Raw genomic sequence first — 14,955 nt, 5'->3', positions numbered from 1 at the left:
CATTCACAATGCCAGACTGGCGGCGTGACCGCCAGTCAAATTCATTACTCGATGATCGAGGAGACGATGCCTGCACCGACGGTGCGGCCGCCTTCACGGATAGCGAAGCGGAGCTTCTCTTCCATGGCGATCGGCACGATCAGCTGCACGTCCATGGCGACGTTATCGCCAGGCATGACCATTTCCGTGCCGGCCGGCAGCGTGACAACGCCCGTCACGTCCGTCGTACGGAAGTAGAACTGCGGACGGTAGTTCGTGAAGAACGGCGTATGACGGCCACCTTCGTCCTTGGTCAGAATGTAGGCTTCTGCCTTGAACTTGGTGTGCGGCTTCACCGAACCCGGCTTGCAGAGAACCTGGCCGCGTTCAACGTCTTCACGGCCAACGCCGCGGATCAGCGCGCCGATATTGTCGCCAGCCTGGCCCTGGTCGAGCAGCTTGCGGAACATTTCAACGCCGGTAACCGTCGTCTTCGTCGTCGCCTTGATGCCGACGATTTCAACTTCTTCACCAACCTTGACGATACCGCGCTCAACGCGACCCGTCACAACCGTACCGCGACCCGAGATCGAGAACACGTCTTCGATCGGCATCAGGAACGGCTGGTCGATCGGACGTTCCGGGGTCGGAATGTAGTCGTCAACCGCAGCCATCAGCGAACGAACGGCGTCTTCGCCCAGTTCCTTCGAGGAATCTTCCAGAGCAGCAAGAGCCGAGCCCTTGATGATCGGGATTTCGTCGCCAGGGAATTCGTACTTCGACAGAAGTTCGCGAACTTCCAGTTCAACCAGTTCGAGCAGTTCTGCGTCGTCAACCTGGTCGCACTTGTTGAGGAACACGACGATTGCCGGAACGCCAACCTGACGGGCGAGCAGGATGTGCTCGCGGGTCTGCGGCATCGGGCCGTCAGCAGCCGAAACCACCAGGATCGCGCCGTCCATCTGGGCAGCGCCGGTGATCATGTTCTTCACATAGTCGGCGTGGCCGGGGCAGTCGACGTGGGCATAGTGACGGTTTGCGGTTTCGTACTCGACGTGCGCCGTCGAGATCGTGATGCCGCGGGCGCGCTCTTCAGGAGCCGCGTCGATCTGGTCATATGCCTTGAACTCACCAAAGAACTTGGTGATCGCTGCCGTCAGCGACGTCTTGCCATGGTCAACGTGACCAATCGTGCCGATGTTAACGTGGGGCTTCGTACGTTCGAATTTGCTCTTTGCCATCGCCGTTGTTCTCTTTGTTCTAGAACCGCTCAAGCGCCAGCACAAAAGCCTCTTGGCTTCCGGGCCAGCATTTATGCCAAAACGGAACGGCGAACCGCCCGTCGATGATTCCTTACACGCCAGACCGCTCGGAAAAATTTGGAGCGGGTAGCGGGAATCGAACCCGCGTATTCAGCTTGGAAGGCTGCTGCTCTACCATTGAGCTATACCCGCGCACTCATAACTCTGATCCGACAGTGGTGGAGGGAGTTGGATTTGAACCAACGTAGGCATAGCCAACGGATTTACAGTCCGTCCCCTTTAACCACTCGGGCATCCCTCCAGATATCACTATCAGCAGAGTCGAGCGACTAGGCATTTTCGCGGGGCTTCTGGCTGACTGTTGGGCCAGCCGTCGATCCGCGAGGGGCCTTATGACGATAAGCTTATCCCCTGTCAACAGGGTAAAAGCGAAAAGAATGCATGTCTGTTCACTACGTCGTGGAAACATTGCCTTTTCATGCCCGCTCATGCGGGGAGAAAGCCCGGTTTCACGGGCTTTTGCAAATTATTCTGCAATCAGAACAGCCTGATAGCATTTGCAGGGCTGGCCGCTATCTTCCGCACCGCTAAAGAGCTATAAGCACGCCATGACCGATCAAAATCCACCTCGCACACCCAAAGATTCTCATTATGCGCGCCTGCGCCGCCAGCATCGCGACCAGAAGGCCGGAGCGGAAGGCAAATCACAGCGCAAGCCGCAGCGCGCCTCTATATCGGCAAGCGCCGTCAGCGAAGGAACCGTTCGCCTTTATGGGCTGCATACGGTCCGCGCCGCCGTGGAAAACCCCGAGCGCAAGATATTGCGCATGCTGGCGACACGAAACGGATTCGCACGGCTGGAAATCGGTGACGCCGAATCTCTCCCCTTCCCGGTCGAGATCGTCGATCCCCGCGATATAGACAAGGAAACCGGTTCGGAAGCGGTCCATCAGGGCGTCATGATCGAGGCCGAGCCGCTGCGCGCCAGAAAACTGTCCGAGTTGAAGGACAGCCCCCTGCTTCTCGTTCTCGATCAGGTGACGGACCCGCACAATGTCGGCGCCATCATGCGTTCAGCCGTCGCCTTCGGTGCTGGCGCGCTGATCACGACAAGCCGCCACAGCCCGCAGGAAACCGGCGTTCTGGCCAAAGCTGCCTCCGGTGCCCTTGAAATGATCTCCCATATCGAGGTGCGCAACCTGGCCGAAGCAATCGAAGAACTCCATGGCCTCGGATTCCAGACCATCGGACTTGATTCGGAAGGGCCGCTGGAGATGGAAGCCACCTTGTCCGGCGCACGAATCGCTTTGGTGCTCGGTGCGGAAGGCAAAGGTTTGCGTCAGAAGACACGCGAAACGGTCACCGCACTTGCCCGCCTCGACATGCCGGGCGAAATCAAGTCGCTCAATGTCTCGAATGCGGCTGCGATCTCGCTTTACGCTGCGGAGCGATATCTGCGCGCGCGTTGATTCGACAGGGAGCCTCTCCCGGTTGGTTTCCCACCGGGAGATAAAAGCGCATCTATGCAGTGGCGATATAGGTGCGGATATCTTCCGCCTCGCGTTCGACATCCTCGATACGCCGCTTCACGACGTCGCCGATTGAAACGATCCCCACCAGCTTGCCGCCTTCTTCCACCGGCATATGGCGGAATCGGCTTCGCGTCATTACTTCCATGACCTGATTGATCGTATGATGTTCGCGGCAGACCTGCACCTTGGCGGTCATGACTTCGGCGACCGGCATGCTCATGGCCTTGGTCTCCTGCGCAGCAACAGCGCGCACGACATCGCGTTCGGACAGGATGCCCTTGATTCGACCGGCCTCGTCGCATACCACCAACGCGCCGATCTTGTATTTATTCAGCATGGCGACAGCGTGGGATAGGGTATCAGCAGGTGCGATAACCACCACATCCCTGCCCTTTGTCTCGAGAATCGATCTTACGGTCATGCCAAAGTCCCTCCAAGATTTAGCACTCGCTGCTTCGGGCGCTCCCGCGCCGTATGAAGCAGAACGCAGCTCCTCCCACCACGTTCCATGATGGTGCGCTTCGAATGTCAGATTGGCAAGTGGCATCAAATGGGGATACGGGAATCTATCGCTTCAGCACGGCGTCATAACTGCGCGGACGATCCATCAGAGAAATGCCGAAAAAGCCGGCGATGAAGCCGCCTATATGTGCTTCCCAGGCAATGCTGGAAAAATCGGCGCCGCCAGTCGAGTAAAGACCGGTAATGATATTGATCAGGAACCAGACACCGACAAAGGTCAGGACGGGCTTCAGCGTCAGGGTGAGCCCCACCGGAAGCACGGGGCCTGCAAATTCCGATCGGCGTCCATGGCCGATGCGCCGGAAACCATAGCGAGCCGCGGCACCCATCATGCCCGAGATCGCTCCCGAAGCACCCACCAGCGGTGAGATGCTGTCCGGATAGATCGCATAATGGGTCAAACCGGCGATTACCGAGGTGAATATCCAGAAGACAATCATCCGCCCCGTACCGATACGGCCCGCAAGCGGAGAACCGAAGGCAGCCAGCCAGATCATGTTGACGACAATGTGTGCAATGCCGCCATGCATGAAGGAATAGCTGATGAGCGTAAAAAGCGCGGTCGGGTCCGCAAAGCCGCCTGCCAGTGAGAAACGCGCTGGAATGAGCGCGAAGTTCAGCATGAACGCATAGTTCTGCTGCTCGCTGATGAGATAATTCTCATAGACATAGACCGCAACGGACAGGCCAATCAGCGCTAGAACGACGCCGGGGATGTTGAAGATCGGCTCGCTGCCGCCTGTCGGGCGGTTACTGCCGTTCATTTCCGGCTGGGGGACGCTCATGAACTGCTGCTTTCTATTGATGCGAAGCGCCGCAACTGGCCCGATCTGGCGTTTGCGCCGCGCGTAAGCATCTAGATAGGCCAGAATCTGTTAAAAATAAAGGCCGACGGAGGTTCCCGACCGGCCCTGACGCGAACAGATATCATTCGCGAAATTCAAATCTGGAGCTCAGAAAACCTCAACCAAGTCAAAGGCTTCGTCTGATGGCTTATCAAAGCGCCTCTTTCAGTGCCGCGCAACCATTACTTCTTGTTAACCTTAACGCACAAGCCCGGTGGATGAACAAAGGGTTAAACTGGCATCCTCGCCGTTAATACTATTTTAATGCGTTCACCAGCGGAGCCGGTCTCCGCGTGCAACGAACAAATCAACGGCGCAAGATGAAACACCGCAGTACGATCGCGATTTTCAGCGAATGGCAGCGACTGGCCCGCACGGAACGCGGCACCTTTTGCGCGCCGGCGCGTGAACGGATCGAGCCGCGCAAGCTCGGGCGTCATCTGTCCGATCTCTTCTTCCTGGAAGCTGAACAGCACGGCGATCTGTCGTTCCGTCTGGCTGGCACCCGGGTCTGCACCCTTTTCGGACGTGAATTGAAGAACACGCGGTTCCTCTCACTCTGGTCCGAACGCGACCGTGCGGCACTTCGCGAAACCTCGCAAAACGTCAGCGGCCTCGCGATTCCCGCCCTCGTTTCATACGCGGGAATCAGCATGTCGGGACGCAGCCTCGGGCTGGAAATGTTCCTCGCCCCGCTTGAAGCGACCGACGGGCAGATCAGCATTCTCGGCAGCATCGCTGTGCTTGATTCGGTGACGTGGGTTGGGGCCGATCCCATTGTGCTCGGCCATTTGAACGAAATCGAGCCGGTAGCGCCGGATCTGATTCTCGCGGACGCCGTGCGGCGATCGGCAGCCGTAACCGTAAACGCACCTCGAACAGGCCGGCAGTGGTCAGATATTCGCCTGACAGAGCCGCAGGCCGCGCCGAAATTGCGTGTCATCAAGGGTGGCAAGGCCTGAAGCGGCCGCAATCGCGATTTCTCTTTATAAGCCCGTGTTGTAATGTGCCCGGCAGCGAGGCGGACAAAATTCGGAACGGATCGGCTTTGATGAACAAATTTGCTGCGGCCACCACTGCGAGCAATGTGCGGCAGGAAAACTTCAACACCGTGAATGTCGATCTCAACGGTCGTTACATGCTGGAAGATCGCAGCGAATTTCCTTGCGTCATCAAGCGCATGTCGCCGGGCACAGCCCTGATGAGCGGCATAGCAACGCCGCGCAACGGCGAACGGATCATTGCCTATATAGACCATGTAGGGCGGATCGAAGGAATCGCCCACGAGGTCACGTCCGAGGGCTTCCATATTCTTCTGGCAACGTCCGAACAGAAGAAAGACAAGCTTTCTGCACAGCTGACCTGGCTTGCCAACAAGCACGAGCTCGCCCTGCCCGAAGACCGCCGTCATGAACGTGTCGTTCCGCACAAGAACCGGCAGAACGTTACCTTTGCCGATGGTACGCAAAGGCTGTGCCGCATCGCCGACCTTTCGCTTTCCGGCGCGGCAATCGAAAGCGAATTCAAGCCCCCGATCAAGAGCGGCGTCATGCTCGGGCCGATCCGGGGAATTGTCGTCCGCCATTTCCAGGGTGGTTTCGCAATCGAATTCGCCACCATCCAGACCAGCACGACACTGGACAATCTTTTCGGCTGAAAGCATCCTTCGGAAAGATGAACGCGCGTCAAGGTTACGGAATGGCAAACCGCGAAAAGACCAAAATCACAAAAAAGCCACAGAATCGGCCCGATTTGCCCTGAATTTGTCCGTTCGTTGACAAAAAGTTTCAGCGTTATTTGCACTTTTAATCGAATTTGACTCGCATTTTCGCGCGTAAATTTGCGTGCCTTCAAATTGTCTAAGTCATCTTGGTCCCCAACAGGGAGACAAAGAATGACGAAGCAGACCATTATCGCAGCCATCCTGATGCTGCTCGGAATCGCACTCGCAGAGGCCGCGAGCCCCGCTTCCAATTCCCCATGGATGACCACCGGCGAGCGCACCTCGCAGCCGATCGGCCATTATGAATTCTGCGAACGCTACAAGTCCGAGTGCAACATCACCAGCCGCAACAGCAACATGCTGAAGCTGACCCCGGAAATCTGGAAGCAGATCATCACGGTCAATGCGAGCGTCAATGAAAAGATCGCGCCGATGACCGACATGGAAGCCTGGGGCCGCGAGGAATATTGGGAATATCCGACGACGGTCGGCGATTGCGACGACTATATGCTTTTGAAGCGTCGCGAGCTGATGGCGCTCGGCATCCCGGCAAACACGCTGCTTTTCACGGTTGTCCGCCAGCCGAATGGCGAAGGCCATGCGGTTCTGACTGTCCGCACCGACCGTGGCGATTTCATTCTCGACAATCTCGACACCCGCGTCCTTGCCTGGAACAAGACGGACTATACCTATCTCAAGCGCCAGTCGACCACGAACACCGGCAGCTGGGTCTCGATCAAGAGCGACCGCGAACTTCTCGTCGGCAGCATCAAGAACTGATCAAAAAGCCAAATGGAAAGGACGGGTCGCCAGCCTCCCTCTGGCCCCCGTCCTTTTCATTTCAGGCAGGCTCCAGGCCGCGCATGAAGGACCGCGCCTTCTCGACATAATGCTCTGCCGATAGTTTGAGTTTTTCGACCGCTGCCTCATCCAGTTCCCGGAGAACTCTCGCAGGAGAACCGACCACCAACGAATTATCCGGTATTACCTTGCCCTCGGTCACAAGAGCCCCTGCCCCGATCAGGCAGTTCTTTCCGATCTTCGCGCCATTGAGAATGATCGCGCCCATGCCGATCAAGGTATTCTCGCCCACGGTGCAACCATGAAGAATGGCCCGATGCCCGATGGTGCAGCCCTTCCCCACCGTGAGCGGAAAGCCGATATCGGTATGCATTATGGTGTGTTCCTGAACATTGGTGTCGTCGCCAATGGTGATCGGCTCGTTATCGCCCCGCAAAACAACACCGAACCAGAAACCGGCATTCTCACCCACAATGATCTTGCCGATCAGGGTCGCATCGGGCGCGATCCAGTTGCTGCTGCGGTCCGTGAATTGCGGCCTGTGACCGTTATAAGCATAGATCGGCATAATTCTTCCTCCATCTGCAAACGCGATATTTAAATCGCTAAGCCGTTTCAGGCGGCCAGACAAGCGCGGTTTCACGCTCTGTTAACCATAGAAGACAGATATTCTGGCCAAATGGAAACAGCGCCCGATTACACCGCCTCGAAAATGAGCAACCGGCTCTTCGGCTGGCTGCTGCTGGTCGTTGTCGCGCTGGTTCTCCTTTCGGTCGCCGTCAATGTAGGCGGGCGCCTGCTCGGCCCGCTGATTGCCCGCGGCGGACATTCCGACAGCACGCAGGCTTATGAGATCATCATCGGCAATAACGTCCTCTCGATCCCCGCCAATATGATCCGCTTCTCGAATCAGCGGCGCGATGGGGTAACGGGTCGCCTTGATCTTTACGTTCGCTGGCCGGGGCTTACCGGTTATACGGAACGCGACCGCGCCATCTTCAACCTCCTGACCCCGAAACGGCACCTGATTTTCATGTCTATCGAGCAACGCACAATGTCCCGCGATATGAGCGGGCGTTACCTGCCGATCTACGCCGAGCTGATAGAACCAGACGGAGAAGCCGCCCCCGGAAAGCTGACGGCGCACCGGTTTCTGGAAAACAGCGGCTACAAGGGCGAGGAACTGCTCCTGTCCGACACGAGCAGCGGCAAGCCGGAATTTGTCGCACGATGCCTCGCCGACAGCGCGGCGGAAAGCTTCAATTCATGCGAACGCGACGTCCAGTTCGGACGCGACTTGCAGATACTCTATCGTTTCCCCCGCTCCATGCTGGGCGACTGGAAGTCACTGGACAAGGCGGTCGTCGATTTCGCGAACACTCATCTTCTTGACGGCAAACGCGCCGGCTGATTCCGGACGAGCATCATTGACGGAACAGCCAGCAGATAGACGGCTGGCCCCACCAGCCATACCCATCCATTCCAACTGGCGGCTGTCATTGAATAAAGGGCCGTGAAAACGACCGGCCCGACAACGGCACTGATATTGGTAAGGCTCGCGAGAGTTCCCTGAAGCGCACCTTGCCGGTCATGGCTGGTCCGATCCGACAGTACTGATTGCAAGGCAGGCATCGCTATCCCGCCAAAGGCCAGCAGGATGAGAATCGGTGCGACCATCCAGTCTTGCGTAGCGATGGCGAGGGATACCATGCCCAACCCGTCAGCGATGATCCCGATCATTATCGTGCATCCGGCTCCAATCGCCGCGACGAGACGGCCCGTGCCTAACCATTGAAACAGGGCATGCAACAGACCGAAGGCCGCAAGCGACAGGCCGACATAGGTCGTATCCCAATGGAAGCGGTCTTCGGTGAAGATCACCCACAAGGCAGCAGGAACCTGCCCCACCAGTTGCAGAATGAAAAACAGCCACAGCAACGGCCTCAGACCCTTCTGCACACCGGACGGCAGAAAGGCTTTCAGCAATCCTTCTGCCTGCGGCTCCTGTTGGGCTTCCGGGCGGAGCCGAGGCATAAGCAGGTAAACCGCCAAAGCCATGCAGCCACTGACAAAGGCTGCCGCCGCGAAGGGTGCTGTCGGCGACACCTCGCCCAATGCGCCGCCGATAACTGGCCCGAGAATCATGCCGCCGCCATAACACGCCCCCAGCCAGCCGAATGCTCTGGCGCGCGTTCCCTCCTCCATCGTGTCGGCTACGCAGGCACCGCCCACCGCCATCGTTGCCCCCATCACGCCCGACAGAATGCGGCCGACATAGAGAACCCAGAGATGAGGCGCGGCAGACATAATCGCATAATCAATCGTTGCCCCGATCAGCGACCCAAGCAAGACGGGCTTGCGGCCAAAACGGTCAGACATTCGCCCGAGTACAGGCGCGAAGAAAACCTGCATCAGCGCATAGAGCGACAACAATATTCCATAGTGCCCCGCCACATCGTCCGTATGGGTCACATCGCGCAGCAAGCTCGGGAGAACAGGCATCACCAGGCCGATGCCAGCCGCATCCAGAGCCGCAACAGCCAGAACAATCATCAATGTGCGGTTCATGCCAGCCTCATAATTTATCACTGATAAGTCGCTGGACTTAAAATTTATCGATGATAAATTGTCAAGAGGCAACAGAATGGATGAACCCCATTGGCAAAACTGCACCGCGATGCCGTGATACGCACGGCACTGGAATTACTGAATGAAGTTGGAGAAGAAGGCCTGACGACACGCCGTCTGGCGGAACGGCTGGGCGTGCAGCAGCCCGCGCTCTACTGGCATTTCAAGAATAAGCGTGTCTTGCTCGATGCTCTGGCCGAAACAATTCTGGCCGAACATCACGACCGCGCCCTGCCGCGCACCGGAGAGAACTGGCGTCAGTTCCTGATTGAAAATGCACGCAGTTTCAGGCGAGCCTTGCTGACCTACCGCGACGGAGCGCGCATTCATGCCGGAACGCGTCCGACCAACGATCAAATGGGACAGGCGGAAGCCCAGATCGGGTTTCTGGTTCAGGCGGGATTTACGCCCGCAGATGCGGCGCGCGCGCTGATCGCCATCAGCCATTACGTTGTCGGTTCGGCGCTGGAGCAACAGGCTGACATGCACGAAAGCAAGGCTTCCGATGCGGCAAACATAGCCACGACGCCAGAAATCGCCGAAGCTATCGCCGTGTTGGATGCCGACGGCCTGGAGAACCTGTTCGATTTTGGCTTGCTGGCGTTAATCGATGGATTGGAGCGGCATCGGCGGCCCTGAGTTCTCCAGCTTGCCCGACAATTCCTCAAAAGCTCTTTGTCCGTCTTCCCGGAACCTGACCTTGTTCAGCGGAACGCCGCTCACGACATGTTCCCCGGTGGCGCTCAGCACGATTTCCAGCTTCAGCATTTCCGCCGATCCGAGCAGCTTCCAGCATCCTTTTCCCGCAGCCAGCGAAAAGTCGCGCTCCGCAACATAAGCTGCGGCGGCATAGGCGCCGTCGCATTTGCCGACGCTTTGAGGTTCATCCAGAATTTCGACCACCGACCGGGAACCATCGTCCTGCCCGGTTTCGATGGTGCCGAGAACCTCTGCGCGCGCAGCAAAGGGAAGAGCCAAGGGGAACATGACCACAACGGCAGCAATGACCTTCATGAATCCTCGCAAGCATGTTGCAACAACAAAACGCCCTCTCCAGGGGAAAGGGCGTCAAGAGCATTCCCGCATGGGCATATGCGCCATCAGCGACGAATATACCGCTGCCGATCAAAGATCGACGTCGAGGATGGCCATCGAGAAGTTGTAGGAGAGTTCGCCCTCGTCCTCATCCTTGTAGATCAGGCCCAGAAATTCGTCTCCGAGATAAAGCTCGGCGGAGTCGTTCTTGCGCGGGCGTGCCTTTACCTGCAGGCCGGGATTGTTGAAGGTCCGTTTGAAATAGGCGTCCAGTTTTTTGAGTTCTTCGGGTTTCAACCGGCTTCTCCTGATATTGATTTGAGCCGGTTTATTGCACCCGGCATTTTCTTATGTAAACCCCCGACATCGACTATCCCAAGGGGCGTGGCCAGCTAATCGCCGCTTGCATCACAATATAGGCCGCTTGCTGGAGAAAACCAGCAAGCGGCCCGATTTCCTGGTATCGGTCGATCTCAAGGATGCAAAATGGCCTAGATACCGTCGCCCAGCATCTGGTCCATGACGCGGGAAGGCTCGGCGCAGCCCGTGTCGCCCATGATCCGGGCAGGCACGCCGGCAACCGTGACATTGTTGGGAACCGGTTTCAGAACCACCGAACCGGCTGCGATCTTCGAGCAGTGACCGACTTCGATATTGCCGAGAATTTTTGCGCCCGCGCCGATCAGCACGCCATGGCGGATTTTCGGATGACGGTCGCCGCCCGATTTGCCCGTTCCGCCAAGCGTAACGCCATGGAGGATCGAAACATTGTCTTCGATGACTGCCGTTTCGCCCACGACAAGGCCAGTTGCATGATCGAGGAACAGGCCGCTGCCAAGCCGAGCCGCCGGATGAATATCGGTCTGAAAGATCGATGATGAACGGCTTTGCAGGTAATAGGCGAAATCCTTGCGGCCTTCTTGGTAAAGCCAATGGGCCAGACGATGGGTCTGGATCGCATGGAACCCCTTCAGATAAAGGATCGGGTCCATGAAGCGGCTATAGGCCGGATCGCGATCGTACACCGCCTGAATATCGACGCGCACGATCTGCGACCATTCCGGATTGGCATCCAGCATCGCATCGAAGGTCTGGCGCAGAATATCGGCGCTCAGGTCGGCGTGGCCGAGGCGCTCGGAAATGCGATGCGTGACCGCGTCTTCCAGACTTGGCTGATTGAGGATCGTTGCATAAAGGAACGTGCCCAGAACGGGATCATTCTTGGCCGCTTCCTCCGCTTCGGCACGGACGGAATGCCAGATGGGATCGACCTGCCCCAGACCGGGGGATGCTTTCGCTGATGTGCGAACGGACATATGCATACTCCAGTTTTGCACCGTGCGAGGTGAAACGAAAACCGTACTTCGCTCAACCCTCACACCGCAATACGAGTTCGGCGCGCAGCATAGCTTAAAAAGACTTGCCTTGACACAGCCGAATTTGACGCGGCTGCAACGCGCAGGCTTTGCTAAAGATCAAACTTCCGTCAGAGCCGGTTTTCTTTCAAGAACTCCAACACGGCCTGCTTGTAGACCTTGTCACCGACCGCCAGCATATGGTCGCGGCCCGGAATGTCGACGGCCTGCCCGTTTGGCAGCAGATCGGCCAGTTCCTGCGCGCTGCCGGCAATATCGTCGCTCGTGCCGACGGCAACCAGAACCGGCTGCATGATGCGCGCTATCGCAGCAGCGGGAACAAGTTCCTTGGAGGTGATCACGCAGGCCGCAAGGGCGATGCGGTCGCTCTTGGTCTGGTCGGCAAATTTGCGGAACATCTGCCCGCGTGGATGCGTGATCGTCGCCGGGTCTTCGGCAAGCAGCGCCTCGCCAATCGGCTCCCAGTCGCCCGCGCCCGTGACCATGCCGATGCCAAGGCCGCCAAAAACGGCGCTATGAACGCGCTCGGCATGTTCAAGAGCCAGAAATGCCGAAATGCGCGCGCCCATGGAATAGCCCATGACATGCGCCTTTTCGATGCCGAGATGATCGAGCAGGGCCGCCGCGTCCGCCGCCATCTTGGTCGGCGTATATTCATCCGCATCATGGGGCTTCGCCGAAAGCCCATGTCCGCGATTATCGATGGCAATGACACGATATCCGGCTTCGGTCAGCGTCCGGAACCAGCCGGGCGAAACCCAGTTGACCAGACTTGACGAAGCAAAGCCGTGAATGAGCAGGATCGGGTCGCCTTCGCCGTCCTGACGATAAGCCAGACGCAAGCCGTCATGTTCGAAATATTCGATATCGAGGGCACTCACCTGATGTTTCCTTTTGATTGCATTTTCTTGCGATCAGGACTTGCACGCACCACAGATCACGCGATGGATGGCCTTGTCGCCAAGCTTTATGCCGGTTCGCTTGACCGTACCGGCCAGAAGTTCCACGACATACGCCGCCGGAACCTCGGATGAAATGATATTTTCGGAGAAAGGCACCGCATTTTCATGAATGGCCGATACGCGCCCCTTGTCGTCAAGGAAAACCATATCGAGCGGCGACGGCGTATTCTGCATCCACATCATGACGCGGCGCATCTCGCCAAACACGAAAATCATCGCCCGGTCGCTGGGAAAATCCGTGCGCCACATCAGGCCACGAACGCGAGCATCGTCCGTATCCGCGACTTCAAGCGCGAAATTCACCTTATTGCCATTGGCGGTGACGAATGTCAGCGGCTCCTTGTCTACCGGCAGTCTCATCGGCTGTGCTTCATCGGCATGAGCGGTGAACGCAAGGAAAACAAATGCAAGAGCAAGAAAAATACGGCCCATAACCTGCCTGTTCAAACAAGGAAACCAGGCCGAAACCTATCAACGGGATGGGACGACCACAAGGCCGCGCGAGAACCCGCACCGCGCTCTCACCTGCTTGTTACCGCAATATTCAACGCATCGAAGCCGAACAGGAAATCGGCTCCCTGAACTGGTTTCCCCGCCCGGGCGTTTCACACTTCTGGCTCGGAATGCTTAGTGAGAAACCGGGATCGCCGTTCCGAGATCGGGATGAATTTCAGCAGCCATCAGGCCCTTGTCGCCTTCACCGAAGCGGATGAGCACCACCTGGCCCGGACGCAGCTCCATCATGCCGAAACGACGCAGCGTTTCCATGTGGATGAAAATATCTTCCGTCCCCTCGCCGCGCGTCAGGAAGCCGAAACCCTTGGTGCGGTTGAACCACTTCACGATCACACGCTCAAGCCCGCTCGACGGCGTAACGGTGACATGGGTGCGCTGCGGCGGCATCTGCGCTGGATGAACGGCGGTCGACGTATCCATCGACAGCACGCGGAAACATTGCAGGCCGCGCTCGCCTTGCCTGACTTCACAAACGATGCGCGCCCCTTCCAGAGCGGTCTGGAAGCCATCACGACGCAGTGAGGTCACATGAAGAAGAATATCATTAAGGCCCGGCTGGTCCGGAACAATGAAGCCGTAGCCCTTGGCTACGTCGAACCATTTGATATGGCCCGAAACTTCGATGATATCGCCCAGCTCTTCCGAGGCGTGCTGGCTGCGAAACTGGTCATTTGACACAGACTTGTCCGCCATGCGTTCGCCCCTCCTCTGTTCTTCCATTGCGATTCCGACCTGATTCTTGTCCAAAGAATAACACTTCCTTAACCGGAGGCGGCAAGTCCAAACTTATGTCCGTCCCCATGAAGACCACAGACTTCACAACTTCATGGTTACTTTCCCGCGCGCGGCAGCCCTCGCAACCGGCCAACCACTTCAAATATGGCCGGTCGCCGATTTGGCAATGAGGCTGCGGGGACATTTCCGGTCACATCAGCGGCTCAAAAATCTTGAACCCTGTTCTTTGGATGATAGCTTGATGTCCGGCCTTAGACATCGGATTCGACAGCTCGCCGAACCAATCGGCATTCCATGCGTTTCCCGAGCGTCAGCCCCATGAATTACAACAGCCGAGGAAAAAACTATGCGCTATCTGCACACGATGGTCCGAATTCGCGACATCGATGAATCTCTCGATTTTTATGTAAACAAACTCGGCCTCGAAGAAATCCGCCGCACTGAAAATGAGAAGGGCCGTTTCACGCTGATCTTTCTCGCAGCACCTTCCGATACGGACCGGGCGAAGGCGGAACGCGCACCGGAACTGGAACTGACCTACAATTGGGACCCGGAAACCTACACGGGCGGGCGCAATTTCGGCCATCTGGCCTATATGGTCGACGACATCTATGCGACCTGCCAGAAGCTGCAGGACCAAGGCGTCACCATCAACCGTCCGCCGCGTGACGGCCATATGGCCTTCATCAAGTCGCCCGACGGCATTTCCATTGAGCTGATCCAGAAAGGCGAACGGCTCGCCCCGCAAGAACCATGGGCTTCCGCCGAAAATATCGGCAGCTGGTAACAAAAAGCCCGGTCGCGAGACCGGGCTCAGACTGCTGACAAACCCCTGGCCTTGTTGAGGGGTTTGTGATTCATTGGGCCATGTTGAAGAAACCCGCTCCGTCGCAGACAGCTCTCGAGATGGTAACGCTCGACAGTCTGGTTCCGAAGGATCACCTGCTTCGCAAGATCGATGCTGTGATCGACTTCTCCTTCATCCACGACCGCGTTGCCGGACTTTACTGCGCCGACAACGGCCGCCCGGCGCTCGATC

18 protein-coding genes, 2 tRNA genes and 1 pseudogene are annotated in these 14,955 nt (G+C 57.5%); 8 read left to right on the top strand and 13 right to left on the bottom strand.

Annotated features, from left to right (window positions below):
- Positions 1-44 precede the first annotated feature (44 nt).
- The 3 genes from tuf to F9K78_RS04560 form a co-directional block, all read right to left on the bottom strand.
- The gene (tuf, locus tag F9K78_RS04575) at positions 45-1,220 is read right to left on the bottom strand and encodes an elongation factor Tu (protein WP_151682093.1); all 1,176 of its coding nucleotides are present in this window, start codon (positions 1,218-1,220) and stop codon (positions 45-47) included.
- Positions 1,221-1,359: 139 nt separating this feature from the next.
- Positions 1,360-1,433, bottom strand: a tRNA-Gly gene (locus F9K78_RS04565).
- 24 nt (positions 1,434-1,457) lie between these two features.
- Positions 1,458-1,542 (bottom strand) — tRNA-Tyr (locus tag F9K78_RS04560).
- A 307-nt stretch (positions 1,543-1,849) separates the two neighbouring features.
- Here F9K78_RS04560 and F9K78_RS04555 point away from each other — a divergent pair.
- Positions 1,850-2,710 carry a TrmH family RNA methyltransferase gene (locus tag F9K78_RS04555; protein ID WP_121984003.1) on the top strand — a complete coding sequence of 287 codons (861 nt, stop codon included), beginning with the start codon at positions 1,850-1,852 and terminating at the stop codon, positions 2,708-2,710.
- Positions 2,711-2,762: 52 nt separating this feature from the next.
- Here F9K78_RS04555 and F9K78_RS04550 read toward each other — a convergent pair whose 3' ends face one another.
- Both F9K78_RS04550 and F9K78_RS04545 read right to left on the bottom strand, forming a co-directional pair.
- Complete coding sequence (locus F9K78_RS04550; protein ID WP_121983988.1) at positions 2,763-3,194, bottom strand: CBS domain-containing protein; 432 nt, start codon at positions 3,192-3,194, stop codon at positions 2,763-2,765.
- 145 nt (positions 3,195-3,339) lie between these two features.
- Positions 3,340-4,080 carry a rhomboid family intramembrane serine protease gene (locus tag F9K78_RS04545; RefSeq protein ID WP_121983989.1) on the bottom strand — a complete coding sequence of 247 codons (741 nt, stop codon included), beginning with the start codon at positions 4,078-4,080 and terminating at the stop codon, positions 3,340-3,342.
- Between the two features lie 380 nt (positions 4,081-4,460).
- Here F9K78_RS04545 and F9K78_RS04540 point away from each other — a divergent pair, with 380 nt between their 5' ends.
- The 3 genes from F9K78_RS04540 to F9K78_RS04530 all read left to right on the top strand — a co-directional run bounded on the left by F9K78_RS04540 (position 4,461) and on the right by F9K78_RS04530 (position 6,643).
- On the top strand, positions 4,461-5,102 hold the full coding sequence (locus tag F9K78_RS04540) for a PAS domain-containing protein (RefSeq protein WP_121983990.1): 642 nt from the start codon (positions 4,461-4,463) through the stop codon (positions 5,100-5,102).
- Positions 5,103-5,191: 89 nt separating this feature from the next.
- Positions 5,192-5,797: a PilZ domain-containing protein gene (locus F9K78_RS04535; RefSeq protein ID WP_121983991.1), complete on the top strand. Its 606-nt coding sequence runs from the start codon at positions 5,192-5,194 to the stop codon at positions 5,795-5,797.
- A 237-nt stretch (positions 5,798-6,034) separates the two neighbouring features.
- A complete protein-coding gene (locus tag F9K78_RS04530) occupies positions 6,035-6,643 on the top strand; it encodes a transglutaminase-like cysteine peptidase (protein ID WP_121983992.1) in 609 nt (202 codons plus the stop codon).
- Between the two features lie 61 nt (positions 6,644-6,704).
- Here F9K78_RS04530 and F9K78_RS04525 read toward each other — a convergent pair whose 3' ends face one another.
- On the bottom strand, positions 6,705-7,232 hold the full coding sequence (locus F9K78_RS04525; RefSeq protein WP_121983993.1) for a gamma carbonic anhydrase family protein: 528 nt from the start codon (positions 7,230-7,232) through the stop codon (positions 6,705-6,707).
- A 111-nt stretch (positions 7,233-7,343) separates the two neighbouring features.
- Between F9K78_RS04525 and F9K78_RS04520 the strand changes: the two genes are divergently transcribed.
- Positions 7,344-8,075 (top strand): hypothetical protein, encoded by a 732-nt coding sequence (locus F9K78_RS04520; protein ID WP_121983994.1) that lies wholly within the window; start codon positions 7,344-7,346, stop codon positions 8,073-8,075.
- Here F9K78_RS04520 and tet read toward each other — a convergent pair.
- Positions 8,045-9,232, bottom strand: a complete 1,188-nt coding sequence (tet, locus tag F9K78_RS04515; protein ID WP_121983995.1) for a Tet(A)/Tet(B)/Tet(C) family tetracycline efflux MFS transporter — start codon at positions 9,230-9,232, stop codon at positions 8,045-8,047. The two genes, F9K78_RS04520 and tet, sit on opposite strands and share 31 nt — an antisense overlap.
- Positions 9,233-9,322: 90 nt before the next feature.
- Here tet and tetR point away from each other — a divergent pair, with 90 nt between their 5' ends.
- Positions 9,323-9,931 carry a tetracycline resistance transcriptional repressor TetR gene (gene tetR, locus F9K78_RS04510; protein ID WP_121983996.1) on the top strand — a complete coding sequence of 203 codons (609 nt, stop codon included), beginning with the start codon at positions 9,323-9,325 and terminating at the stop codon, positions 9,929-9,931.
- Here tetR and F9K78_RS04505 read toward each other — a convergent pair.
- The 6 genes from F9K78_RS04505 to F9K78_RS04480 form a co-directional block, all read right to left on the bottom strand.
- Positions 9,896-10,306 carry a hypothetical protein gene (locus F9K78_RS04505; protein WP_121983997.1) on the bottom strand — a complete coding sequence of 137 codons (411 nt, stop codon included), beginning with the start codon at positions 10,304-10,306 and terminating at the stop codon, positions 9,896-9,898. The two genes, tetR and F9K78_RS04505, sit on opposite strands and share 36 nt — an antisense overlap.
- Positions 10,307-10,417: 111 nt before the next feature.
- Positions 10,418-10,624 carry a DUF3126 family protein gene (locus F9K78_RS04500; protein ID WP_121983998.1) on the bottom strand — a complete coding sequence of 69 codons (207 nt, stop codon included), beginning with the start codon at positions 10,622-10,624 and terminating at the stop codon, positions 10,418-10,420.
- A 194-nt stretch (positions 10,625-10,818) separates the two neighbouring features.
- The gene (gene cysE, locus F9K78_RS04495; RefSeq protein ID WP_121983999.1) at positions 10,819-11,643 is read right to left on the bottom strand and encodes a serine O-acetyltransferase; all 825 of its coding nucleotides are present in this window, start codon (positions 11,641-11,643) and stop codon (positions 10,819-10,821) included.
- Positions 11,644-11,813: 170 nt separating this feature from the next.
- Positions 11,814-12,584 carry an alpha/beta fold hydrolase gene (locus F9K78_RS04490; RefSeq protein WP_121984000.1) on the bottom strand — a complete coding sequence of 257 codons (771 nt, stop codon included), beginning with the start codon at positions 12,582-12,584 and terminating at the stop codon, positions 11,814-11,816.
- Positions 12,585-12,617: 33 nt separating this feature from the next.
- The gene (locus F9K78_RS04485; RefSeq protein WP_121984001.1) at positions 12,618-13,097 is read right to left on the bottom strand and encodes a DUF192 domain-containing protein; all 480 of its coding nucleotides are present in this window, start codon (positions 13,095-13,097) and stop codon (positions 12,618-12,620) included.
- Between the two features lie 195 nt (positions 13,098-13,292).
- On the bottom strand, positions 13,293-13,874 hold the full coding sequence (locus tag F9K78_RS04480) for a cold-shock protein (RefSeq protein WP_121984004.1): 582 nt from the start codon (positions 13,872-13,874) through the stop codon (positions 13,293-13,295).
- A gap of 388 nt (positions 13,875-14,262) precedes the next feature.
- On the opposite strand from F9K78_RS04480, the gene gloA reads away from it, so the two are divergent.
- Together gloA and F9K78_RS04470 are read left to right on the top strand one after the other, a co-directional pair.
- On the top strand, positions 14,263-14,703 hold the full coding sequence (gene gloA, locus F9K78_RS04475) for a lactoylglutathione lyase (RefSeq protein WP_121984002.1): 441 nt from the start codon (positions 14,263-14,265) through the stop codon (positions 14,701-14,703).
- An 80-nt stretch (positions 14,704-14,783) separates the two neighbouring features.
- Positions 14,784-14,955, top strand: a pseudogene (locus F9K78_RS04470) (IS5/IS1182 family transposase); the annotation flags it as partial.

Origin of the sequence: Brucella pseudintermedia (genome assembly GCF_008932435.1) — a bacterium.
Classification (GTDB): Bacteria; Pseudomonadota; Alphaproteobacteria; order Rhizobiales; family Rhizobiaceae; genus Brucella; species Brucella pseudintermedia.
This window is presented reverse-complemented; position numbering and strand designations above follow the sequence as displayed.